Annotated in this window: 20 protein-coding genes; 14 read left to right on the top strand and 6 right to left on the bottom strand. The window is 57.0% G+C overall.

Annotation, left to right across the window (positions count from 1 at the left end):
* Positions 1 to 11: 11 nt before the first annotated feature.
* From H8709_RS09425 to H8709_RS09405, 5 genes are all read left to right on the top strand, one after another.
* Positions 12 to 1,223: a glucose-1-phosphate adenylyltransferase gene (locus tag H8709_RS09425; RefSeq protein WP_262398128.1), complete on the top strand. Its 1,212-nt coding sequence runs from the start codon at positions 12 to 14 to the stop codon at positions 1,221 to 1,223.
* A gap of 3 nt (positions 1,224 to 1,226) precedes the next feature.
* Positions 1,227 to 2,348, top strand: coding sequence for a glucose-1-phosphate adenylyltransferase subunit GlgD (glgD, locus tag H8709_RS09420; protein WP_262398127.1), 1,122 nt, complete (start codon positions 1,227 to 1,229; stop codon positions 2,346 to 2,348).
* Between the two features lie 78 nt (positions 2,349 to 2,426).
* Positions 2,427 to 3,854 (top strand): glycogen synthase GlgA, encoded by a 1,428-nt coding sequence (gene glgA, locus H8709_RS09415; protein ID WP_262398126.1) that lies wholly within the window; start codon positions 2,427 to 2,429, stop codon positions 3,852 to 3,854.
* A gap of 143 nt (positions 3,855 to 3,997) precedes the next feature.
* On the top strand, positions 3,998 to 4,396 hold the full coding sequence (locus H8709_RS09410; RefSeq protein WP_262398125.1) for a hypothetical protein: 399 nt from the start codon (positions 3,998 to 4,000) through the stop codon (positions 4,394 to 4,396).
* Positions 4,397 to 4,599: 203 nt separating this feature from the next.
* The gene (locus H8709_RS09405) at positions 4,600 to 4,776 is read left to right on the top strand and encodes a DUF6440 family protein (protein ID WP_262398124.1); all 177 of its coding nucleotides are present in this window, start codon (positions 4,600 to 4,602) and stop codon (positions 4,774 to 4,776) included.
* Positions 4,777 to 4,939: 163 nt separating this feature from the next.
* Here H8709_RS09405 and H8709_RS09400 read toward each other — a convergent pair whose 3' ends face one another.
* Positions 4,940 to 5,638 carry a helix-turn-helix domain-containing protein gene (locus H8709_RS09400; protein ID WP_262398123.1) on the bottom strand — a complete coding sequence of 233 codons (699 nt, stop codon included), beginning with the start codon at positions 5,636 to 5,638 and terminating at the stop codon, positions 4,940 to 4,942.
* Between the two features lie 141 nt (positions 5,639 to 5,779).
* Between H8709_RS09400 and H8709_RS09395 the strand changes: the two genes are divergently transcribed.
* From H8709_RS09395 to H8709_RS09385, 3 genes are all read left to right on the top strand, one after another.
* Entirely contained in the window at positions 5,780 to 6,448 is a 669-nt protein-coding gene (locus H8709_RS09395; protein ID WP_262398122.1) for a histidine phosphatase family protein, read from the top strand.
* 11 nt (positions 6,449 to 6,459) lie between these two features.
* Entirely contained in the window at positions 6,460 to 6,993 is a 534-nt protein-coding gene (locus H8709_RS09390) for a cob(I)yrinic acid a,c-diamide adenosyltransferase (protein ID WP_262398121.1), read from the top strand.
* Between the two features lie 116 nt (positions 6,994 to 7,109).
* Positions 7,110 to 8,024 (top strand): DUF975 family protein, encoded by a 915-nt coding sequence (locus H8709_RS09385; RefSeq protein ID WP_262398120.1) that lies wholly within the window; start codon positions 7,110 to 7,112, stop codon positions 8,022 to 8,024.
* Positions 8,025 to 8,131: 107 nt separating this feature from the next.
* Here the strand turns inward: H8709_RS09385 and H8709_RS09380 are convergent, their stop codons facing one another.
* Entirely contained in the window at positions 8,132 to 8,371 is a 240-nt protein-coding gene (locus tag H8709_RS09380; protein ID WP_262398119.1) for an AbrB/MazE/SpoVT family DNA-binding domain-containing protein, read from the bottom strand.
* Positions 8,372 to 8,607: 236 nt separating this feature from the next.
* Here H8709_RS09380 and H8709_RS09375 point away from each other — a divergent pair, with 236 nt between their 5' ends.
* Together H8709_RS09375 and H8709_RS09370 are read left to right on the top strand one after the other, a co-directional pair.
* The gene (locus H8709_RS09375; protein ID WP_262398118.1) at positions 8,608 to 9,249 is read left to right on the top strand and encodes a nucleoside recognition domain-containing protein; all 642 of its coding nucleotides are present in this window, start codon (positions 8,608 to 8,610) and stop codon (positions 9,247 to 9,249) included.
* A gap of 86 nt (positions 9,250 to 9,335) precedes the next feature.
* The gene (locus H8709_RS09370) at positions 9,336 to 9,779 is read left to right on the top strand and encodes a spore maturation protein (RefSeq protein WP_262398117.1); all 444 of its coding nucleotides are present in this window, start codon (positions 9,336 to 9,338) and stop codon (positions 9,777 to 9,779) included.
* 714 nt (positions 9,780 to 10,493) lie between these two features.
* On the opposite strand, the gene trpS is transcribed toward H8709_RS09370, so the two are convergent.
* Both trpS and H8709_RS09360 read right to left on the bottom strand, forming a co-directional pair.
* The gene (trpS, locus tag H8709_RS09365; RefSeq protein ID WP_262398116.1) at positions 10,494 to 11,522 is read right to left on the bottom strand and encodes a tryptophan--tRNA ligase; all 1,029 of its coding nucleotides are present in this window, start codon (positions 11,520 to 11,522) and stop codon (positions 10,494 to 10,496) included.
* 15 nt (positions 11,523 to 11,537) lie between these two features.
* Positions 11,538 to 12,725 carry an aminotransferase-like domain-containing protein gene (locus tag H8709_RS09360; protein ID WP_262398115.1) on the bottom strand — a complete coding sequence of 396 codons (1,188 nt, stop codon included), beginning with the start codon at positions 12,723 to 12,725 and terminating at the stop codon, positions 11,538 to 11,540.
* Positions 12,726 to 13,028: 303 nt separating this feature from the next.
* On the opposite strand from H8709_RS09360, the gene H8709_RS09355 reads away from it, so the two are divergent.
* Positions 13,029 to 15,356 (top strand): SpoIIE family protein phosphatase, encoded by a 2,328-nt coding sequence (locus H8709_RS09355; protein WP_262398114.1) that lies wholly within the window; start codon positions 13,029 to 13,031, stop codon positions 15,354 to 15,356.
* A 385-nt stretch (positions 15,357 to 15,741) separates the two neighbouring features.
* On the opposite strand, the gene fba is transcribed toward H8709_RS09355, so the two are convergent.
* Complete coding sequence (gene fba / locus H8709_RS09350; RefSeq protein ID WP_262398113.1) at positions 15,742 to 16,680, bottom strand: class II fructose-1,6-bisphosphate aldolase; 939 nt, start codon at positions 16,678 to 16,680, stop codon at positions 15,742 to 15,744.
* Between the two features lie 154 nt (positions 16,681 to 16,834).
* Positions 16,835 to 17,659, bottom strand: a complete 825-nt coding sequence (locus H8709_RS09345) for a DNA-3-methyladenine glycosylase family protein (protein WP_262398112.1) — start codon at positions 17,657 to 17,659, stop codon at positions 16,835 to 16,837.
* A 401-nt stretch (positions 17,660 to 18,060) separates the two neighbouring features.
* Between H8709_RS09345 and H8709_RS09340 the strand changes: the two genes are divergently transcribed.
* The 3 genes from H8709_RS09340 to H8709_RS09330 all read left to right on the top strand — a co-directional run bounded on the left by H8709_RS09340 (position 18,061) and on the right by H8709_RS09330 (position 22,179).
* The gene (locus H8709_RS09340) at positions 18,061 to 18,366 is read left to right on the top strand and encodes a hypothetical protein (RefSeq protein WP_262398111.1); all 306 of its coding nucleotides are present in this window, start codon (positions 18,061 to 18,063) and stop codon (positions 18,364 to 18,366) included.
* A 225-nt stretch (positions 18,367 to 18,591) separates the two neighbouring features.
* On the top strand, positions 18,592 to 19,365 hold the full coding sequence (gene rlmB / locus H8709_RS09335) for a 23S rRNA (guanosine(2251)-2'-O)-methyltransferase RlmB (protein ID WP_262398110.1): 774 nt from the start codon (positions 18,592 to 18,594) through the stop codon (positions 19,363 to 19,365).
* Between the two features lie 39 nt (positions 19,366 to 19,404).
* Entirely contained in the window at positions 19,405 to 22,179 is a 2,775-nt protein-coding gene (locus tag H8709_RS09330) for a hypothetical protein (protein WP_262398109.1), read from the top strand.
* Positions 22,180 to 22,484: the final 305 nt, after the last annotated feature.

The following is a 22,484-nucleotide window of genomic DNA, read 5'->3' as shown; positions in this document are numbered from 1 at the left end:
GAGGTACTCATATGTTTCGCAAAAAGGAAATGATCGCAATGCTTTTGGCCGGCGGACAGGGCAGCAGGCTGTATGCCCTGACCCGGAATTTGGCCAAACCCGCGGTACCCTACGGCGGAAAATACCGCATTATTGATTTTCCCCTTTCCAACTGTGTCAACTCCGGCATCGACACGGTGGGCGTCCTGACCCAGTACCAGCCCCTGGTCCTCAACGAATACATAGGAAACGGCCAGCCCTGGGACTTAGACCGGGTCAACGGCGGCGTTTATGTCCTGCCGCCCTACCAGAAGAGCAAGGGCTCCGACTGGTACACCGGAACGGCCAACGCCATCTATCAGAATATCCCCTTTATCGAGCGGTATGACCCGGATTACGTGGTCATCCTCTCCGGCGACCACATCTACAAGATGGACTACTCCAAGATGCTCAGCTACCACAAGAAGAACAATGCCGACTGCACCATCGCGGCGCTGGAAGTGCCCATGGAAGAAGCACCCCGCTTCGGCATCATGAACTGCAACGAGGACATGAGCATCTATGAATTCGAGGAGAAGCCCCCCCAGCCCAAGAGCAACTTGGCTTCCATGGGCATCTATATCTTCTCCTGGAAGAAGCTCAAGAAATATCTGGAAGAGGACGAGCAGGATCCCAGCTCCTCCAAGGACTTCGGCAAGAACATCCTGCCCAAGATGTTGGCCGACGGCCAGCGGATGTTCGCATGGCCCTTTGACGGCTACTGGAAGGACGTGGGCACCATCGACAGCCTCTGGGAGGCAAACATGGACTTGCTCGACCCCAAGGTGCCGCTGGAACTCAGGGACCAGAGCTGGAAGATCTACGCCAGGAACCCCATCATGCCCCCCCACTTTGTGGCGAAGGGCGCTGTGGTCCAGGATTCCATGGTGACCGAGGGCTGCAAGATTGAAGGGACGGTGGACTTCTCGGTCCTGTTTGCCGGCGTGACGGTGGAGCAGGGCGCGATTGTCAGAGACAGTATCATCATGCCGGGTTCCGTCGTGAAGGCCGGCGCGGTTGTGGAATACGCCATTGTGGCGGAGGACTGTGTCATCGGGGAGGGCGCCCATGTGGGCAAGCGGCCCGAGGAGATGGAAGACAAGGACGCCTGGGGCGTGGCGGTCATCGGCGCTGGTGTGACCATCGGCGACAAGGTGGAAGTGGGCCCCAAAGCAATGGTAGAACGGGACATTTTGGAGGTGTAAGCGATGAGGGAAAACAAAGTACACGGCATTATCTTTTCCAATATGCATGACCACGCCCTCAGTGAACTGACAGAGAAGCGGACCATGGGCTCCATTCCCATCGGCGGCAGATACCGGCTCATTGACTTCATTTTGTCCAACATGGTCAATTCCGGTATTTCGGACATCGGCGTGGTGACCAAGAGCAATTACCAGTCTTTGATGGACCATCTGGGTTCGGGCAGAGAGTGGGATTTGGCCAGGAAAAAGGGCGGTATTAGCATCCTGCCCCCCTTCGGCCACGCGGGCTCCGGCATTTACCGGGGTAAATTGGAGGCGCTGCACGGCATCCTGGGCTATATCCGCCACTCCCAGGCCCAGTATTTTGTATTGGCCGACTGCGACGTCATCGCCAACATCAATTTGAAGAAGGCCATCGACCAGCATATGGAGACCGGCGCGGATGTGACCATCCTCTACAAAAAGGACTATGTGGTCCCCGACGCGGTGCAGGAGTGCACGGTATTTGAAATTGACGACACCGGCCGGGTCACCGACGTGCTCATCAACCCCCAGACTTCCGGGGAGTGCAACATCAATCTCAACATGTACATCATCTCCAAGGACCTGCTCGAAAGGATTATCACCGATACTTCCAGCCGCAACCTCTACTCCTTCCGCAAGGACTTCTTGCAGGCAAGCGCGGGCAAATTGTGGTTCCAGGGCTTTGAGGTCACCGAGGAAGCGCGGAAGATCAACTGCATGAAGAGCTTCTATGAAGCCAACATGGATATGTTAAACGAAGACCTGCGGGATTCCCTCTTCCCCAAGGACCGCCCCATCTATACCAAGGTCCGGGACGAGGTGCCCACCATGTACGGCTTGGGCGCCCGGGTATCCAACTCCCTGGTGGCCGACGGCTGCGTCATTGAGGGAGAGGTGGAAAATTCCATTATCTTCCGCGGTGTCACCATCGGCAAAGAAGCCAAGGTGAAAAACTCCATCGTCATGCAGGGCACCACGGTGGGAGAGAAGGCCAATCTCGACTATGTGATCATCGACAAGGATGTCACGGTCAGCGACAACCGGATGCTGATGGGCTTTAGTACCTATCCCATCTTCATCTCCAAGGGAAGCATTGTCTAACAAAATTGCCATCAGGGTAACCGCGCCGGAATGCGGCGCGGTTACCCTGCCGTTTTTACATCGAGAGGGGTGCGATCAATGAAAATATTATTTGCAGCAAGCGAAGCGTTCCCGTTCATGGCGTCGGGAGGATTGGCCGATGTGGCGGGAAGCCTGCCCAAGGCGCTCCAAGGCCGGGATCAGGAATGCAGAATCGTCATGCCGCTCTACGGGGATATCCGCAGCGAGCTCAAGGAAAAGATGAAATACATCACCAACTTTACCGTCCCCCTCGCCTGGCGGCAACAGTATTGCGGCGTCTTTGAGGCCGAAGTCGACGGCGTGACTTACTATTTTCTCGATAACGAATACTACTTTAAACGCAAGGGCATCTACGGGTTCTATGACGATGCGGAGCGGTTTTCCTTCTTCGCCAAAGCCATTCCCGAAATGCTCAATTACATCGACTATGCGCCGGACATCATCCACTGCAACGACTGGCAGACCGCGCTGACTCCGGTTTACCTCAATCTCTATTTCCGGCACAACCCCAAATTCCAGAATATCCGCACCGTGTTCACCATCCACAATATCCAGTATCAGGGCCGCTACGGCATGGAGATTGTGGAGGACGTCATGGGCATCCCCAAATACGCGGGCAGTATGGTGGAGATGGAGGGCTGCTCCAATATGATGAAGGGCGCCATTGAACAAAGTGATATGGTGACCACCGTCAGTCCCACCTATGCCTGGGAGATTACCGATCCTTGGTTCTCCCACGGCCTGGATGAGCTGCTCAGGCGTTACAACTACAAACTGGCCGGCATTCTCAACGGCATCGACGGAGACGTCTACAACCCGGCCACCGACCCCAACATCGCCAAGAACTATACGGTCAAGACGGTGGCGGACAAAAAGGTAAACAAGCGGGACCTGGTGGAGAGCATGGGGCTCGAATATAAGGACGAGGTGCCCGTCGTCGGCATGGTCACCCGTTTGGTGGCCCACAAGGGGTTGGACCTGGTCAAATACATCTTTGAGGACCTGCTCAGGCTGGGCGTCCAGTTTGTCATCCTGGGTTCCGGCGACTATATCTTCGAGAACTTCTTTAACGAGATGCAGGCCAGATATCCCGAGCAGGTGGCCGTGAAGATCGGCTTTATCCCGTCGTTGGCTCGGAAGATCTACGCCGGAGCGGATATGTTCCTCATGCCCTCCAAAAGCGAGCCCTGCGGCTTAGCACAGATGATCTCCCTGCGTTACGGCACCATCCCCATCGTCCGGGAAACCGGCGGCCTCAAGGATTCCATCAAGGACCTGGGCGGGGAAGGCGGCAACGGTTACACCTTCAAGACCTATAACGCCCACGATATGCTGGGCGCCGTCCAGCGGGCGGTGAGCCTCTACCACTACCACGATAAATGGAAGGCGGCAGTGGTAAACGCCATGAAATGCGACTTCAGCTGGGCCCGTTCCGCCGACGAGTACATCAAGGTGTACAAACGGGTGTTGGGGCTGAGCGAGTAAAATGGATTCTTGCGCTATGGCAAAGGAGCCGGAAGGCACATCTGTGGTCCTTTGGCGGTCCCTTGCGTACAGCGCATGTCAAAAACAAGAGAAAGCCCGGCAACGAGCTGCCGGGCTTTTTTGATAGAGAGGATGGAAAAAACATGGAGGTAAGAAAAAAGAAGACGCTTTTATCCCTGTTGTTGCTGGCAGCGGCCATTGTGCTCATGGCGCTGCCCACCAGCGCCGTACTCACCTTTGCCACCAGCCCCACCGAGACGGTGGAGAAGACTTTTTCCTACTTTAATTTCCAGATCTTCGGCATGGGGGCCGTCCTCCCGCCAATCATCGCTTGCCTGTCGGTGGCGGCGGCGCTCATCACCTTATGGAACCTGCTGGCCAAGGAGGAATCGGCCATGCGAAATCTGGCGGCCTGGATTCTCTCCCTCATTTGCCTTCTCGGCTCCTTGGGCAATCTCCTGCTCACCGGCAGTGTGGGCTGGGCGGGCATCGGCATTGCGGTGCTTCTCTTCGGCGCTTTTTCCATGCAAAAGCTCGCCTGAGACAATCCTCTCGTGAGACAGTAAGCGCGGTAAAGCCCCGGCTTAAAAAAACGGGGCTTTACCGCGGTACATAGGCGGCGCGGAATTTGCATCCTGCCCCAGCATGGCCCCTTGGGCTCCATGCCGACGCAGGCTGGCCGACGCAAAAGTATCCGGTGGATGCCGGTTTCCAAGACGCGAAAGAAAATAAGGGAGGAAAAATCATGACAGGAGACCGTTTTGAAAAAGTATACGCGCAGGGAATGATGACGGTGATGGAAATATGGGTGGATAGAGAAACAGGCGTCCATTACATCTGGCACGCAAGCGGTTACGCGGGGGGCTTTTCGCCTCTCTTGGACCAGGATGGAAAAGTGGTGGTGACGCCGGTGGCAAAATAACCGCGTTTCCCCCAGCAACATTCCGGTATAAAAAGAAGCCGCACAAAAAAGCCCCGGCCTACTAGGCCGGGGCTTTTAAAGATAAAAGATTTATGGACAAATCGTTAAAAGGCGGAGGGGAACTTTATTTTCCCGGGAGAAGATGGTAAAATAGGAAAAGGACCTATTTTTTGTCGCCTTGAATCCGATGCTCGGAATTTTGGATGAGATTTAAAAGGGAAGAGGCGAACATGGGATAGCGCCGGGAAATTTCCTCCGTTGTCAGGCTCAGCGGCTCCACGCTTTCCAGCGGCATCACATCTCCCACCGCGTCGTTTTCCACGCAGGCTTGGAGTTTGGCTTCGCAGGTTTTCATGGCCGCGTCGGCCACATCCCGGGCCATGGACTTGGGCACGGTGAAGAGCCCGGCCTGGTTCCTGGGATTGGCGCTGTAAAGACAGCGGAACATCTTGTACACCGCCAACATCAGGTAGGTGGAAACTTCGCTGACCACCGTCTTATTCTTGGTTAAGGAAACCATGTCAAAGAGAATGTTGAGGGAGTTGGCCAGCAGCTTTTTGTTGAGGGTAGGGAGAATGCTTCCCTTGATCTGATTTTCCTTGCCCATAGCGTCGGGATCGGGGATGTCCTCCACCGAGAGCTTGGCCCCATTGCGGTCGGGCGAGCGCCCCAGCAGATAGTCACAGGACACATGGTAGTAGTCCGCACAGCGGATTACAAAATCAAGGCCACATTCCCGGATGCCCTTTTCATAATGGGAAAGCAGCGCCTGGGATATGCCAAGGTCTCCGGCAGCCATTTTCTGACTGATTCCACGTTCTTTCCGAAGCAATGTCAATATTCTCGGAAAATCGGCATTCACCGGAAATCCCCTCCTCACTGAGTTCATCTCATCCTACCAATACGTATAGTAAATTATATTACAAGGGATACCTTTTGTAAAGGCATTTTGCGAAGGAAAACGTCGTTTTGTAAAAATAAATAAGTGTTAGGTGAAAAATCTATGATAACTTACAAGATCCATTTGATCCGTCACGGCCTCACCGAGGCAAACCAGGCCGGCCGCTACATCGGCCGCACCGATACGCCGGTGTGCGGCGAAGGGATGGAAGAATTGCGGACGCTACGGGATACTTACGAGTATCCGGTGGTACAAAAGGTCTATGTCAGCCCCTTGCTGCGCTGCCGCCAGACGGCCGAAGTGCTCTATCCCGACAGCTTCACCCAGGTAATGGAGGCCTTTGCCGAGTACGATTTCGGCGATTTTGAAGGCAAGACCATGGAGGAGCTCAAAGACAACGAGGACTTCCGCCGTTGGGTTACCGGGGGCCTCCAGGGCACCGTGCCGGGCGGGGAAAACGGCGGCGAATTTATGAAAAGAATTATTCTGGGCATTCATGATGTCTTTCAGGACATGATGAAGCAGAAAGTGACCTCCGCCGCCGTCATCACCCACGGCGGGGTCATCATGAATCTACTCTCCGGCGTGGGCGTTCCCAAACGGGAGCCCATAGACTACGCCGTGGGCAACGGCCGGGGCTTCACCATCGTCATGACCCCTCAAATGTGGATGCGGGACCGCTGCTTCGAGGTGTTCGATGTGGTGCCTAAGGGGGAGCGGATCGGATCCAACGCAGGGGCATTGGATCCATTTATCACACTGGACGAATAGGAGGCGGCGGCATGGCGGAACAAATCTATGGCATGAACCATCTGTATATCGGCGACGGCAAGGGGAAGACCACTGCCGCCGTGGGCCTGTGCGCGCGGATGGCGGGTGCGGGAAGACGGGTGCTGTTTTTCCAGTTTCTCAAAAGTGGGGAGAGCAGCGAGGTTATGAGCCTGCAAAAGCTGGGAGTTGAGACGGGCCACACCCCCAAAGCGGACAAGTTCACCTGGCAGATGGATACAGAAGAGTTTGCAAGCTGCCAAGAGGCGGTGCGGCGCTGCTTTGCGGAGGTGCTCTGCGCCGCCCAAAGCGGGGACTATGGGCTCATCGTCCTGGACGAGGTGCTCGACGCGGTCAACTGCCGCATGCTGGAGGACGAGAGCCTCCAGCGCCTTTTGCGGGACAAAGCGCCGGTGACGGAGCTGGTTCTCACCGGGCGCAACCCGTCGGAAGCGGTGGCGGCAAAATGCGACTATATTTCCGAGATCAAATGTGTGCGGCATCCTTACCAAAAGGGGATTACCGCTCGCAAAGGCGTGGAATACTAAAGTTGATCCCATGTTCCGGGACGCCCCCGACAGAGGGCGCGGACGGGGGACTCGTCCGGACATATGGGGTCCGGGCAAATGACGGAAAGGGGAAGCGCGAAGGAAGCCGACGCGCGGTGGAAGAAAAAATGCTGAGAAGAAAGATCAAACGCGACGCGAGATCGGCGCTGTGCAACAATTGGGGGAAGGCTGTCTGCATTCTCATGATCATGCTGGCGGTGGGGGTGCTGTTCGCCCTTTTTGAATCGGTGATTTCGGTGGCGCTGGGCATGCACACCTTTCGGGAGCTGCTGTTCCTGGACGGCTATGCCCCGGAAGCGATCAGTGTGACCCGCCTGGCCCTATCCGGCGCCATGCTGCTTCTCTCCTTTTTGGTGCTGGCGCCTTTGTCCATTGGGGTTCTTCAATGGTATTACCGCATCACCGGCGGGGAAAGTCCCGAAATTTCCTCCATCTTTGCCATGTTTTCTTCTATGAAGACCTATTGGAAAAGCATCTGGCTCTCCTTCAATATCACCATCCGTTCCGCCATCTGGACGGCCTTCCTCACAGGGCCCGGCGCGCTCATCCTCTATTGGGGTGTCCAAACCCTCCGGCGGGTGGAGGGAAATACCGGCAAAGCCCTGGCCATTACCGGTATCCTGTCGGGGCTGGTCCTCTTCTTATTGGGGACTGTCTTCCTGTTGACGACATTGAGCAAATATCTGTTGGCGTTTTATCTTTTCGCGGAGGGTCCGGAAGTGAAAGTGAGCGAAGCGATCCGCGCTTCCCTCAAATACACTTGGGAACACCGGTTCCGGCTGTTCGGCTTTTTTCTCTCCTTCCTGCCCTGGTTCATTCTGTGCATCCTGATGGTGCCGGTTTTATATGTGGCGCCTTATCTCAGCTGCGCCACGGCGATTTACGCCCGGTATCTGATCCAGCTGGGCCGCAGCAAGGAGATGGAGGCGACTAAAGCCTATGAGGCGCCGGTCCATTCCGATGCCCCGGTGGTGGACGTAGCCGATTACAATGAAGAAATCCGTCCGTAAACGACGGCATAAGGAAAGGCCCCCTTCGTTTGGAAGGGGGCCTTTTTGCATTGACGAAAATGAATCCCTCTGTCCATCATACAAAGGGAAGAAAGACAAGGACCGAATTATTTTTTCAGTTCGGCCAGACAGCTTTTGCAGATGTTTTTACCTTTAAAGGTGACAACATCGCTAGCATTGTTGCAGAAGATACACGCGGGTTCATACTTTTTGAGAATAATTTGGTTGGTGTCCACATAAATTTCAAGTGCGTCTCTTTCGTTGATGTCCAGTGTTCTGCGGAGCTCGATGGGCAGAACAATTCGACCCAGTTCGTCAACCTTACGTACAATACCGGTTGATTTCATTGCAAATACCTCCCTTTAGACATAGAATACGCCGATTTCGATATTTTTTGCATTGCCTGCCTCTTAAATATAGCTGATTTTTGTAAAATTGTCAAATAATTACAACGTTTTTTTTGAAAAAGTTCTGATTGTTGTTCATACAACTGCATTGTAGATGAAAGAAAGACGGGACAGTTTTTGGACAAAACTTATAAAAATAAAAGAAAAATTCCTACATATGGGGGGTAATTATCATGATGACCTGGATATTTTGTGTCATGATAGGCTTATCTTTTCTCTTTGGGGCGCTGACAGGGCGGATGCCACAAGTTTCCCAGGCGGCGATCAGCTCCTGTTCGGAGGCGGTTAAACTGGTCATTACCCTGCTGGGAACCATGTGTCTGTGGAGCGGGCTCATGAAGGTGGCGGACGAATGCAGAATCACCGACGGCCTGGCCAAGCTCTTTTCCCCTATCAACAAGCACATCTTTAAGGGCTTGGATCAAAAGTCCAAGGCGGCCAAGGCCATCTGTATGAACATGGCGGCCAACCTCTTGGGCCTTGGCAACGCGGCCACTCCCCTTGGCATGGCGGCTATGCGGGAATTGGAAAAGCTCTCGCCGGACAAAACCATGGCCAGCGATCACATGGTCACCTTTGTGGTCCTCAACACCGCCTCTCTCCAGCTCATTCCCACCACCATTGCGGCGCTTCGTTTGGAGATGGGGGCTAAAGCGCCGCTGGATATTCTGCCCGCCGTCTGGGTGACGTCGCTTTCCTCCATTGTGGTGGCACTGCTGGCCGCCCGGTTTTTCGGCATGTTTACCCGTCCCAAGGGCCGTCCTCAGCAGGGAAAGGGAGAAAAGAAAAAGATCGTGCATCTCAAAGGCGCGGCCTAAGGAAGGAGGGAGCGGCTCTGAGCGATTACATCATTCCCGCAGTTATTGTCATCATCATCGTCTATGCTCTCATTCGGGGCGTTAAGGTGTTCGACGTCTTCATCGAAGGGGCCAAGGAGGGCTTTGGCACCGCTGCCACCGTGCTGCCCGCCCTGATTGGCCTGATGACCGCCATCGGTATGTTTAAGGCGTCCGGGGCCCTCGACATGCTCACCGCGGCCCTGCGTCCCGTGGCCAGTCTTGCCCAAGTGCCCCCCGAAGTGGTGCCCTTGGCCATCGTGCGGCCCATCTCCGGCTCCGGCGCCCTGGCGGTCTTCCAGGACATTCTGAAAACCTACGGCCCCGACAGCCTCATCGGTCAGGTGGCCAGCGTCATGCAGGGCTCCACCGAGACCACCTTTTACACCATCGCCGTCTATTACGGCGTGACCAAGGTCAGCCGGACCCGCCACACCCTGGTCAGCTCCCTCACCGGCGACCTGACCGGGTTTTTGATGAGCGCCCTCACCGTCCAGCTCATGCTCCACTGACAACCTACCGCCACCTGCCGGTGGAGGAGGACGCGCAATGGGCCCGTGTTGACCGTATGGTGCGGTGCCCGCGTTACAGCTGCTTGCCGGGGGATGCCAGGGAAGAGGCTGCGAAAACAAATATACATGGGACGCGCAAAGTCTATGGCGCGGCACGATCTAGAATGGTACCGCCGCCGCGGCGCCGAGATCATGTTACGTGGAAAGCCCAAACGCGATATGGCCGCGGGCCCTGCCCGCCCACCTGCCGGTGGAGGAGGACGCGCAATGGGCCCGTGTTGACCGTATGGTGCGGTGCCCGCGTTACAGCTGCTTGCCGGGGGATGCCAGGGAAGAGGCTGCGAAAACAAATATACATGGGACGCGCAAAGTCTATGGCGCGGCACGATCTAGAATGGTACCGCCGCCGCGGCGCCGAGATCATGTTACGTGGAAAGCCCAAACGCGATATGGCCGCGGGCCCTGCCCGCCCACCTGCCGGTGGAGGAGGACGCACAATGGGCCCATGTTGACCGTATGGTGCGGTGCCCGCGTTATAGCTGCTTGCTGGTGGGGAAGGACACGCACTGGGCCCGTGTTGACCGTGAATGCGATGCCCGCGTTGCAAGAAAATCTGCAACCAAAAGAGGTTCCCTGCCGATGGGCAGGGAACCTCTTTCCTTTGCGATATATTTCTGTGCACCCCGAAAAGGGGGCCATCCGCGGAAAGCCGGCTTATTTGAGGAAGCCGACCTTTTTATAGACTTTGTCCAGCGTCCGCTGGGAGATGGCGAGGGCTCGTTCCGCTCCCTTGGCGTAGCACTCTTCCAGATAGGCTTTGTCTTTGATGAGAGCGTCGAACTTTTCCCGCACCGGGCGCAGATGTTCGGCCACCGCCTCGCCGACGGCCACCTTGAAGTCCCCGTAGCCCTTCCCGGCAAATTCGTTCTGGATTTCGTCGAAGCTCTTGCCGGTGACCACGCTGTAAATGGTCATCAGGTTGTTGATGCCGTCCTTGCCCTCCCGGTAGGCCACTTCCATCTCTGAATCGGTGACCGCCCGTTTAAACTTCTTGATGATCTGTTCAGGCTTATCGAGAATGGAGATGAAGGCGTTTGGATTGGAGTCCGACTTGGACATCTTTTTGGTGGGTTCGGAGAGGGACATGATCTTGGCCCCCGCCTTGGGGATGTAGGCGTCGGGGACGGTGAAGACGTTGCCGTAGACGCCGTTAAAGCGCTGGGCGATGTCCCGGCTCAGCTCCAGATGCTGCTTTTGGTCGATGCCCACCGGCACCAAATCCGCCTGATAAAGGAGAATGTCCGCCGCCATCAGTACCGGATAGTCGAAGAGGCCGGCGTTGATGTTGTCGGCGTACCGGGCGGATTTGTCCTTAAACTGGGTCATGCGGGAAAGCTCGCCGAACTGGGTGAAGCAGTTGAGCACCCAGGTCAGCTCCGCGTGGGTCTTCACATGGCTTTGGATGAAGGCGATGGATTTTTCTGGGTCGATGCCGCAGGCCAGGATGAGGGCATAGGCTTCCAGAGTGTTCTGCCGGAGCTTCTGCGGGTCCTGCCGCACGGTGATGGCGTGCATATTGACGATGGAATAGACACAGTGATATTCCTCTTGTAGGGTCACCCAGTTTTTGATGGCGCCCAGGTAGTTGCCCAGCGTCATGACGCCGGTGGGCTGGATGCCCGAAAAGATCACCTTTTTGCGCGCCGGTTTGTTTTCCTGCACCGGCTGGATGGTTTCACTCATGGCTCAAAGCTCCTTTTAGAACATTTCTTTGGTCAGCTGGCCCAGAATCCGACAGCCCTCCACGATTTTCTCGTCGGTGGGGGTGGAGAAGTTCATGCGGAAGGAGAAGGTGGGGTCAGATGCCTTGGCGGTGAAGGCGTTACCGGGCACCATGGCCACGCCGTGCTCCACCGCCCGCTTGCAGAAGCCGGGCATATCGCTGCCCTCGGGCAGGGTGCACCAGAGGAAGAGTCCGCCGTCGGGATCGGTGTGGGCCACGTTGGGGCTGAAGTTCTGATCAATTTCCGAAATCATCAGGGCGCATTTCTTGCGGTAGATGTCCCGCAGGCCCTGTACATGTTCTTCGAAGTCGTACTCGGCCAAGAACCGCTCGCAGATCATCTGGCTGAGGATGGTGGTGTGGACGTCGGTGCACTGCTTGGCCACGACAATCTTGCCCATGAGCCCCTTGTCCGCCACTAAGTAGCCCACCCGCAGTCCGGGGGAGAGCACCTTGGAGAAGGAGCCGCAGTAGACCACCAGGCCGTCGGTGTCCAGGGTCTTGATGGAGGGGATGGTCTCGCCCCGGAAGCGCAGATCGCCGTAGGGGTTGTCTTCCAGGATGATGACGCCGTACTGCTTGGCTAGCTCATAGACCGCTTTTCTCTTTTCATAGCTCATGGTGATGCCGGAGGGATTCTGGAAGTTGGGGATGAGGTACATTAACTTCACATTGGGGCTTGTCTTGAGGGCCTCCTCCAGCTTTTCAATGTTGATGCCGTCGTCGTCCATCTCCACGCCCACCAGGTTGGCATTGTAGGAACGCATGGTGTTGAGCGCGCCCACAAAGCTGGGGGCCTCCACGATGATGGTGTCTCCCTCGTTGCACAGGCACTTGCAGACCAGGTCGATGCCCTGCTGGGCGCCCGATACGATGATGAGATCGTCATTTTCTCCGATGACGCCGTAGCGGGTGCGGCACAACTCTCTGAGCGCGTCCCGCAGAGGGGGGTAGCCCTCCGAGATGGAATACTGCAGCGCGCCGATGGGGTTCTTGGTCAGAATTTCGGCGGTGATTTTTTCAATGGCTTCACAGGGGAAAGCCTCCGGCGCCGGATTGCCCGCCGCAAAGGAAATGATTTTGGGGTCGGCGGTGGCTTTGAGGATTTCCCGGATGGCCGAGGGCTGCAAAGCCTCCATTTTATCAGAGAATGTATAGTTCACTTCATCTCTTCCTTTCCATGATGGCTCTGATGTCTTTGTATGCTGTTTATTTTATCACAATAAAGCGCCGGTGAAAAGGAAATCTTTCGCAAAAATCCCCGGGAGGGGTTGATTCTCAGTGAAAAAGACAAAAACCGGCCTCGGGAAGAGTGGAAATGAGACAAACAGACAAAATAATCGGTCCGATTCTGACATCCTTTTTTGCGGGGACAGGCTATAATGTGGACAAAAGGAAATAATTTACAATTCTACCATTCTATGAAACCATTTTTTAGAATAGAACCGGATGGGGAGGGCGAAAGAATGAAAAATGCATCCATCACAGCCGGGGGCGTTTCGGGACGCGTCTCCGACTTCCTCAAAGAGCACCGGGCGGTGTTCCTCTTTTTAATGACGGCTCTTTTGGGCTATGTCTTCGCAAACTCGGTGATGATCGAATCCATCGCGCCCTTCGGGGTGGCCTTCGCCGCCGCCATGACTTACGACTACGCGGTGGCCGCCTTTGCCGGGACGCTGATTGGGTATCTAGTCCCCATCACCAGCCCATCCAGCATGAAGTACGTGGTGGCGGTCCTCATCGTCATCGGCGCCCGCTGGACACTGAGCAAGATTAAGACCCTGCGGCGCAGCGCGGTCTTCTCCTGTGTGGTGGCCTTCGCGGCCCTCTTTGTCACCAATGTGCTCTCCATGCCGGGGCTGGACCTGTTCTCCATGATCATGGCCTTTGCCGAGGGCGCTCTGGCCGCCGGTTCCACCTACTTTTTGATGAAAGCGCTGGACCTGGTGGCCTCCTCCAAGAGCCTCAAAGACTTTTACAGTGCCAGCGCCCCCTGCCTCATGATTTCGATGGGCATCCTGCTCATGGCGCTGGGCTCCATGCAGATCGGCGGGTTTTCCATCGGACGGATGGTCTGCGTATTGGTCACCCTGGTTTCCGCCTTCTCCCTGGGAGCTTCGGGGGGCGCGGTCACCGGTATTTCCACCGGCGTCGCTATGGGGCTCATCAGCCAGCAGTACGGGCATCTGGTCATGTCCTACGGTCTGGGAGGCCTGTTGGCGGGCGTCTTCGCCTCCTTTGGACGGGTGGCCTCCTGCGGCATCTTTATCGTAGTCAACGCCGTCAGCGCCTTAGTATCCGGCGCGGGCTTCAATGTCTACTCCTCCCTCTATGAGGTGTTCGGCGCCACCGTTCTCTTTATGTTCCTGCCCGCTTCCTCCTTTGCCTCGGTCCGGGAGCTGGCGAGCCCCGCGGTGGATCCCAACCGCCTGATGGACGTCAAGAACATTGTGGCGGGCAGGCTCCGCTTTGCCTCCACCGCCCTCACCGGCATCGCCGACACCACCCGGGCGGTGTCGGACAAGCTGACCAAAATTAGTGCCAGCGACATCAGCTGCGTTTACAACCGGGCGGCCGACAAGGTCTGCGCCCACTGCGGCCTCAACGCGTTTTGCTACGAGACCGGATACACCGATACCATCAACGCCTTTAACGACATGGTCCTCGTCCTCAAAGAGAAGGGCCGGGTGACCAAGGAGGACATTCCCGAATATATGGTCAAGCGCTGCTGCAAGGCCGACCAGCTGGTGGAGGAAATCAATCAGAATTACACGGCCTTCCTCACCGAGGCGGCGGCCGGCCGGAAGGTAACCCAGATTCGGGGTGTGGTCACCGACCAGTTTGAGGGTGTGTCCATGATGCTCGACGCCATGGCCTCTGAGATGGACGACATCCGCAACATCGACGGGGAGCTGGTCAAGAGCGTCACGGAGGTCATACGCAAAAACGAGCTGGAGCCGCTGTATGTCAACTGTTACGAGGACCGCTTCTCCCGGGTGACGGCAGAGGTCACCATCCGGGACCGGCAGCGGCATAAAATATCGAAGAAGAATTTGGCCATGGATTTGTCGGAAGTCTGCGAACGGGAGTTTGACTTCCCCCTCATTCAAGAGGCCGACGACATGATCAAGCTCACCTTTATTGAGAGCCCCAACTTTGTGGCCCAGTGGTCCATCGCCCAGCACAATGCCGGGGAGGCCAAGGTCTGCGGCGATGCCTGCGACTGCTTTGTGGACACCAAGGGCCGGGCCAATCTGATCATCAGCGACGGCATGGGCAGCGGCAAGCGGGCCGCTGTGGACGGCGCCATGGCGGCGGGACTCATCTCCCAGCTGCTCAAAGCCGGCATCGACTACGACGCGGCGCTCAAACTCGTCAATTCCTCCCTGCTCATCAAGTCCGGCGAGGAGTCGCTGGCCACCCTGGACATCGCTTCCATCGATTTATTTACCGGCATCGCCCAGTTTATGAAAGCGGGCGCGGCTCCCACCTTTATCAAGCGAGGCAGCAAGGTGCTCAAAGTGGAGAGCTCTTCCCTGCCCGCGGGCATCCTGATGGGGGTGGGCTTTGAGAAGAAGAGTGTCACCCTCAAGGAAAACGACATGCTGGTCATGGTGTCCGACGGCTGTCTGGTCCCCGACGAAGACTGGATTCAGGCCGAGATCGAGACCTTCGGCAACAAGGACGCCGAGGCGCTGACCCAGCGCCTCATCTCCCAGGCGAAAAAGCGCCAGCCCCAGGACCACGACGACGACATCACCGTCATCGCCGCCCGGATTGCCCGGGTGTCCTGACCCCAACTAATGTGTACTTCTATTTTTCGATAGTCCCCCATGAACCGAAGCGTTCATGATCCCTTCCATCCCCTCTATTCAGAAAGGCGGCCGTTTGATAACGGCCGCCTTTCTGCCGCCTACCGGTACAGGATGCCGGGGAAGAGGCTGCGAAAACAAACACGCATGGGACGCACAAAGTCCGCGATGCTCCATGAGCCTAAATGAAGCCACTGTCGCGGTCCCCGCGTTGATGTTACGTAAAAAGCCACAGCGCCATATGGCTGCGGGTCCTGCCCGCCGCCTGCCGGTGGGGGATGACGCGCTATGAACCTGCATAATGTTCTTTCAATAAAAAACCCGGCGGACTTTTGTCCGCCGGGTTTTCTTTCTAAGAAATGTTTTTTTATGCTTTGCCAGCGCAGCCGAGCACGGTGTTAATCTTGTGGGCCACCATGTCCTTGATCGCGGTGCGGGCCGGAGCCAGATACTGCCGCGGGTCAAAGTGGCTGGGATTCTCAGCGAAGTATTTGCGGATGGTGCCGGTCATGGCAAGACGCAGGTCGGAGTCGACGTTGATCTTGCACACCGCCATCTTGGCCGCCTCGCGGAGCATGTCCTCGGGGATGCCGATGGCGTCGGGCATCTGGCCGCCGTACTGGTTGATCATCTGCACAAACTCGGGGATGACCGAAGAAGCGCCGTGAAGGACGATGGGGAAGCCTGGCAGACGCTTGCCGACCTCTGCCAGGATGTCAAAGCGCAGCTGGGGCTTCTGGCCGGGTTTAAACTTGTAAGCGCCGTGGCTGGTGCCGATGGCGATGGCCAAGGAGTCGACGCCGGTGCGCTCCACAAACTCCTGCACTTCGGCGGGGTTAGTGTAGGAAGCGTCGTCCGCGCTGACGTTGACTGCGTCTTCGATGCCGGCCAGACGGCCGAGCTCTGCTTCAACGGTGACGTTGTATTTGTGGGCATACTCCGCGACCTTGTGAGCCAGCTCCACGTTCTCGTCAAAGGGAAGGTGGGAACCGTCGATCATGACGGAGGTAAAGCCGCCGTCGATGCAGTCTTTGCACAGCTCATAGGAAGAGCCGTGGTCCAGATGCAGAGCAATGGGAATGTTGGGGTTTTCTTTGACAGCCGCCTCTACCAGTTTGACCAGATAGGTGTGGTTGGCATATTTGCGGGCGCCGGCGGAAACCTGCAGAATCACCGGAGCTTTCAGCTCCTGGCAGGCCTCGGTGATGCCCTGAACGATTTCCATGTTGTTGACGTTGAATGCGCCGACAGCATATCCGCCGTCATAAGCTTTTTTAAACATTTCCTTTGTATTTACTAATGCCATTGGAATCACTCTCCTACGTCTTAATGTGGCTTTATTATACCATAGTTTGTCCGAAGAACCAAGGAAAACAGCACTTTTTTTCTTGGAGCCCGCAAGAAAAAGAAAACGCCGTCTCATCAAGTGGCATCGCCCCCTTTTTGGGGGAAAACAGCCCTCAGCGGAATAGCACCGGATGGCAGCGGCTGTAATGGAACAGATACTGCTGGGCGATGCCCTCCACCCCTTGGGAGCAGGGGGGCAGGCCGCAGGGAAAGAGGGTGGAGATGCATTTTTTCATCCACACGTCCATGGGACAGCACTCCATCCGGCCGAAACCGTAGAGCAGGGCGCACTCGGCCACCTTGGGCCCCACGCCGTGAATCTGCTGAAGGACCTCCCGGGCGTCGTCGATGTCCATGGCGGCCACGGCATCCAGGTCAATTTGACCGGAGGCCACCCTCCGGGCGGCGTCCAGCACATAGCCGGCCCGGAAGCCGCACCGGACGGGAGCCAGGTCCTCGGGAGAAAGGGGGGCCAGACGCTCGGGAGTAGGGAAGGAGAAACCGCCCTCCACCGGGTCGCCGAAATGCGCGCAGAGCCGGGCCACCAAGCCCTTGATCCGTTTGATGTTGTTATTCTGGCTCAGGATAAAGGAGCACAGCGCCTCCCAAGGCTCCTGGCGCAGGATGCGGATGCCCGGGGCAAATCGGGCCGCCTCTGCAAGAATGGGGTCGCAGGAAAACTGGGCTTTGAGGGACCCATAGTCCCGATCCAGGTCAAAATAGGGCCGCCAGACGCGCTGAAAGTCGTCCTCGTCTACCCCGTGAAAGAGCACCCGATCCCCTTGGCGCTCCACCCGGCAAAACCGTCCCCGCACAATGCCGGTGTAGCTGCCGTCTTCCTGCCGCTCCCACCGAAAGCATTGTCCGCAGTCGAGCGTTTCGTCCAAATCCAGGTCGGCGCGGGGAAGCGTCACGGCAATTTCCTCCAAAATGGGCAATATGACCCCCTCCTTCCGAAAATTTTCTCTATTATAGCATCCTTTTCCCTCCATTTCACCAGTTGTCCCGAAATTTTGGCAGGAACATGGGAAAAAGTCAAAATGGAGAGCAAAAATGTATAGGATTCTGGTTTTTATAGCGTATTTTCTTTCCACCATTCGGTTTCCACGGACATTATTTTCAAAAAAAGGAGAATGCCGAAGGATTTTTCGGGGGTGCTTGTCCTTGTTTTCCACATATTCCACAGGGTTTTCCACTGACCTTTGTGAAAACTGGAAAATCGCAGGGAAGGGGGAAAGGAGGAGGTCCGTGAAATCCAAAATGGGGAAGTGCATACCGAGGAAAAAACTGACGCAAAATATAGGTAGAATTTTTCCGGCGGATACTGCCGGGGGAGAGGGTGGAACGGATGCTCAAAGGCGTCAACAAAAAGGTGGTCGAGGTAACCAATCCGGAGAACGAATATTTCGAGCGGGTCATTTTTATCCTCAAAGATACCGCCGTGCGGGACAGCGAGGCGCAGATTACCCAGCAGGCGGCCAATTATATCGACACGGCCTGCCGCAAGCCCAGGGGGTCGGCGGCGCTGCCCTTTGTCCCGCAGCGCAAGAAGCGGCGGCTCAAAAACCGCTGGAAGCGCCTGGCCGTGCTGGCCGGGGCCATCCTGGCGGTGGCCTGCGGGACCCTGGCCCTCTTTCTGTTTTGACAGAAAAGGGAAGGGCTGGGCGAAAGTGGTGGAAAAAGCGGAAAGAAGCGGTTTTTCTTTGGGAAAAGTTATGCTATAATAAAGCGTAGTCTTCCGCTTTATGCAGGAGGCGGGCGGCCGGCGCGGGAAAAGGAAGAAAATTCCCATCGCCGCGACGGAAAAGACGCCGAAAAAAGGAAAACCGTCTGAACCCCGCGGCGGGGTGCCGGACGGCGGGAGGACGCAATGGAAAAAGACAGAAATACAGACAGACAGCATCCCGATGTGGTCGCCGGACGCAACGCCGTCCTGGAGGCTCTGCGGTCGGGGAGGACGATTGACAAAATAGATATTCTCTCAGGAGAAACCAAAGGAAGCATCGGCAAAATCGTGGCCATGGCCAGAGACGCGGGCATCCCCGTGCGGGAGACCACCGCCCAGAAACTGGACAAAATCTGCCCGGGTGTCAACCACCAGGGGGTGGCGGCCTATGTGGCGGCCCACGATTACGCTGAACTCGACGACATTTTTGCGAAGGCCGAGGCGCTGGGGGAGGCCCCCTTCCTCCTCATCTGCGACGAGCTGGAGGACCCCCACAACCTGGGGGCCATCATCCGTTCAGCCGAGGCTTGCGGCGCCCATGGGATTGTCATCCCCAAGCGGCGCAGCGTGGGGCTCACTTCCACCGTCTATAAGACGGCGGCCGGGGCCTGCGAATATGTACCGGTGGCCCGGGTTTCCAACCTGGCTTCCGCCATCGACGAGATGAAAAAACGAGGCGTGTGGATTTATGGCGCCGACATGGACGGCACCCAGTGGTGCACCCAGGACTACACCGGCGGCGTGGGGTTGGTCATCGGGGCGGAGGGCTTCGGCATCAGCCGCCTGATCAGAGAGAAATGCGATTTTATCGTATCTCTGCCCATGCGGGGGAAGATTTCCTCCCTCAACGCATCGGTGGCGGCGGGCATCCTGATGTACGAGGTGGCCCGTCAGCGGCTACAGATTAGCGCAAAATAGTGCGGCCAAAACCAGAGGAATGGGAAGTGGAGCAAAAGCATGGATAAAAAATACAATGTAGACGATATACTCAGCGAAGTCAAAAGCAAGAGACAGCGCCAAGCGTCCCGCCGGGCTCCCGGCCAGACGGAGCGCCCGGCTTCCGTCTCGAAAGGGGCGCAGGAACCCGCGCCTTTCCGGTGGGAGCCGGACGGCCCGTCGGCGGGCGAAAAGCCCCAGGGCGCTCCTGTGGAGCGTATGGCCCCTCCCGCCCCCAAAGCCCCGGCGCAGCAGGTTCCGGCCAAGGAAAGGGAGGAGCAGGCGGCCAGACGTGCCGCCATGGAGGACTTTACCGGCCGTTTTTCCAAGGAGTTTGTGCCGCAAAAGCCCCCAGCGGCCCATGTGGCGGTGGAGGACGTCCCCTCCTCTGCGCCGGCGAAAGAGCCGGCCGCGCCTCGTCCACCGGTTTCCCTACATACAGGGGAGGCGGCCAAGGACGCGGCCCAATCAGCTTTCGCCCGGGAGGACGCGCCCGATCAAGGGGCGGCGTCCGGGGCGGGCTTTTCCTTCCAGGCGGAATCGCCCGCCGGTGTGACCGGGGAGGAGAAAGCAGCCACTGCGGTGCGCCCCAATGAGAGAGGCGCGGCCGGGGAAAAAGCGTCGCCCGCCGCCAAGGCGGCCCCGGCGAAGACGGCTCCTGCGGACGATGTAATGAGGAAAACGGCTTCTAACGGATCCGACGGCGAGAAGAATCCCTCGGAAGAGGCGTTTACCGCGCCCGTGAACGCGGCGGGGACAACCGGCTCCACGGCTCCCACAGGGCCGGCGGAGAACACCCCAGGCGGGTTCTCCTTTGACCTGGATAACACCGCGTCCTCCGGCTTTGAGCCCCTCCTCACCGAGGAGGACGAAGCGGCCCAGATCGGATTTACCCGGGTGGTGGACGGCAAGAAGGTCCACACCATCGATGACAAGGTGATTAAGCAGCACAACGAGGTGCAAAAGAGCCGGGAAAAAAAGATCCAGGACTTCGTATTGTTCTCCGACGAGGAGCCGGAAAATGATCTGAGCGAAGAATACGAGGGGCCGGCAGTGCCCGAGGAAATCGATGACTACCACTCCAAAGAGGACAAGCCTTCGGTCATTCATGACCTGAGCAATCTGCACACCTCTTTGTTTATCCGCATCTGTATCGTGGCCCTGATGGGCCTCTTCAGCGCCTACCTGACGGCGGCGGAGGTCTTAAACCTCCCCATCCCGGCGGCCATCAGCCCCGCCACCGCCCCTCAGATCTACGGCATTTGCCAATTGGCGCTAGTCTTCATCAGTTGTATCGTCTGCCATCAGACGGTGGGTGGCGGTATCCTGTCCCTTTTTAAACTCCGGGCGGATTCCGACAGCCTGACGGCCCTTGCCAGCCTCTCGGTGATCATCGGCTGTGTGGCCACCGTCATTTCCCCCGAGAGCTTCGCCTCCTCCGACGTCCACATCTATCCGGTGGTCGCCATTTTGGGACTGCTCTTTAACACCATCGGCAAACTGCTCATTGTGCGGCGGGTGGCGCAGAACTTCCATCTCGTCTCCGCCGACGGGGACAAATACACCCTCTCCCGGGTGGAGGATGAAAACATCGCCTTTGAGCTGACCAAGGGCATGGGGATTGTCAAACCCAACGCTGCGGTTTCGGCCAAGACCCACTTCCTCTCCAACTTCTTAGAGTACTCCTACTGCGAGGACATCACCGACAACGTCAGCCGGGTGCTGGCGCCCATCAGCCTCATCGGCGCGCTGGTGGTCTCCATTTCCTGCTTCTTCATGGAGAAAAACGCCTTCGAATGCATCACCATCTTTAGTTCCATCCTTTGCATCTGCGCCCCCTTCTCCGCCATGTTCATCGCCAATCTCCCCCTCTACAAGGCCTCCAAGCGCCTCTCCGAGGAGGGCGGCATGATCTCCGGCTACCGGGCCATCGAGGAGCTTTCGGACTTAAACGCGGTGGTCATCTCGGCCGGGGAGCTTTTCCCCAAGGGCTCGGTCATGCTCCACGGCATCAAGACCTTCGGACAGCGCCGGATCGACGAGGCCATCCTGGACGCGGCCAGTGTCGTATGCACCTGTGAAACTACCCTGGCCGACGTCTTCCTCCAGGTCATCGAGGGCAAGCAGGATATCCTCAAACCGGTGGATTCTTTGGTTTATGAGGACGCCATGGGCCTTTCGGCTTGGGTGGACTCCAAACGGGTTCTCATCGGCAACCGGGAGCTGATGCTCAACCACGGGGTGGACATCCCCTCCAAGGACTACGAGGACCGGTACGCCAAGGACGGCCGGGAGATCCTCTACCTCTCCAACTCCGGGGAGCTGACGGCCATGTTCATCCTCAGCTACAATTCCCTGGAGCACATCCGGGACGCGGTGGAGGAACTGGTGGACAACGATATCGTGCTGCTCGTTTCCACCAACGACCCCAACGTGACGGCGGAAAAGATCGCCTCCGTCTTCGGCATCGGCATCGAGTTTGTCAGCATCCTGTCCACCCGTCTCAGAGAGGACCTGCGGGATGTGCAGAAGGTTAAACCCAAAGCGCCCGCCTCCATTGCCTTTGCCGGCAAGTTCTCGGTCCTCACCGACACCCTCTCTTCTCTTTTCGCCATCAAGAGCTCCATCGGCATGGGACTCATCGTCCAGACCGTATCGGTCATCCTGGGCTACGGCCTGGCGGTGTTCTTCGCCTACTTCGGCGGCATGGCCCAGCTTACAGTCCTCTCCGTCCTGGTCTACCAGGTGTTCTGGCTGGCGGCCATCCTCATCCTCAATATGATCAAAAAGGTATAATCAAAGCCCCGGAGTCGCTCCGGGGCTTTTTTGCGGCCGGACCGCTTTTATTACATCCTGATAAAATAGCGGAGATCGAAGGAGGGACAGAGACAGAGGGGGCGATTTTGTGCAGTTTTGGCAGGAAAAAAGCGGACTGGCGGACGATTTCTACATATTGCACAAGGGTGTGGAAACGTTTTTGGCAGGAGGGACCAGGTTTTTTGCAAAAATTCGATTGATTAATCGCTGTGGCTTGTGTATAATATACACGATAAGTCAGAATTATGCGGAGTAATTTTATCAAATTTAGACAATAAATCTTC

The sequence above is a fragment of the Zongyangia hominis genome, from assembly GCF_014385095.1.
Taxonomy (GTDB): domain Bacteria; phylum Bacillota; class Clostridia; order Oscillospirales; family Ruminococcaceae; genus Zongyangia; species Zongyangia hominis.
The sequence above is the reverse complement of the archived record's forward strand: the minus strand, read 5'-3'. Positions and strand labels throughout refer to the sequence as shown.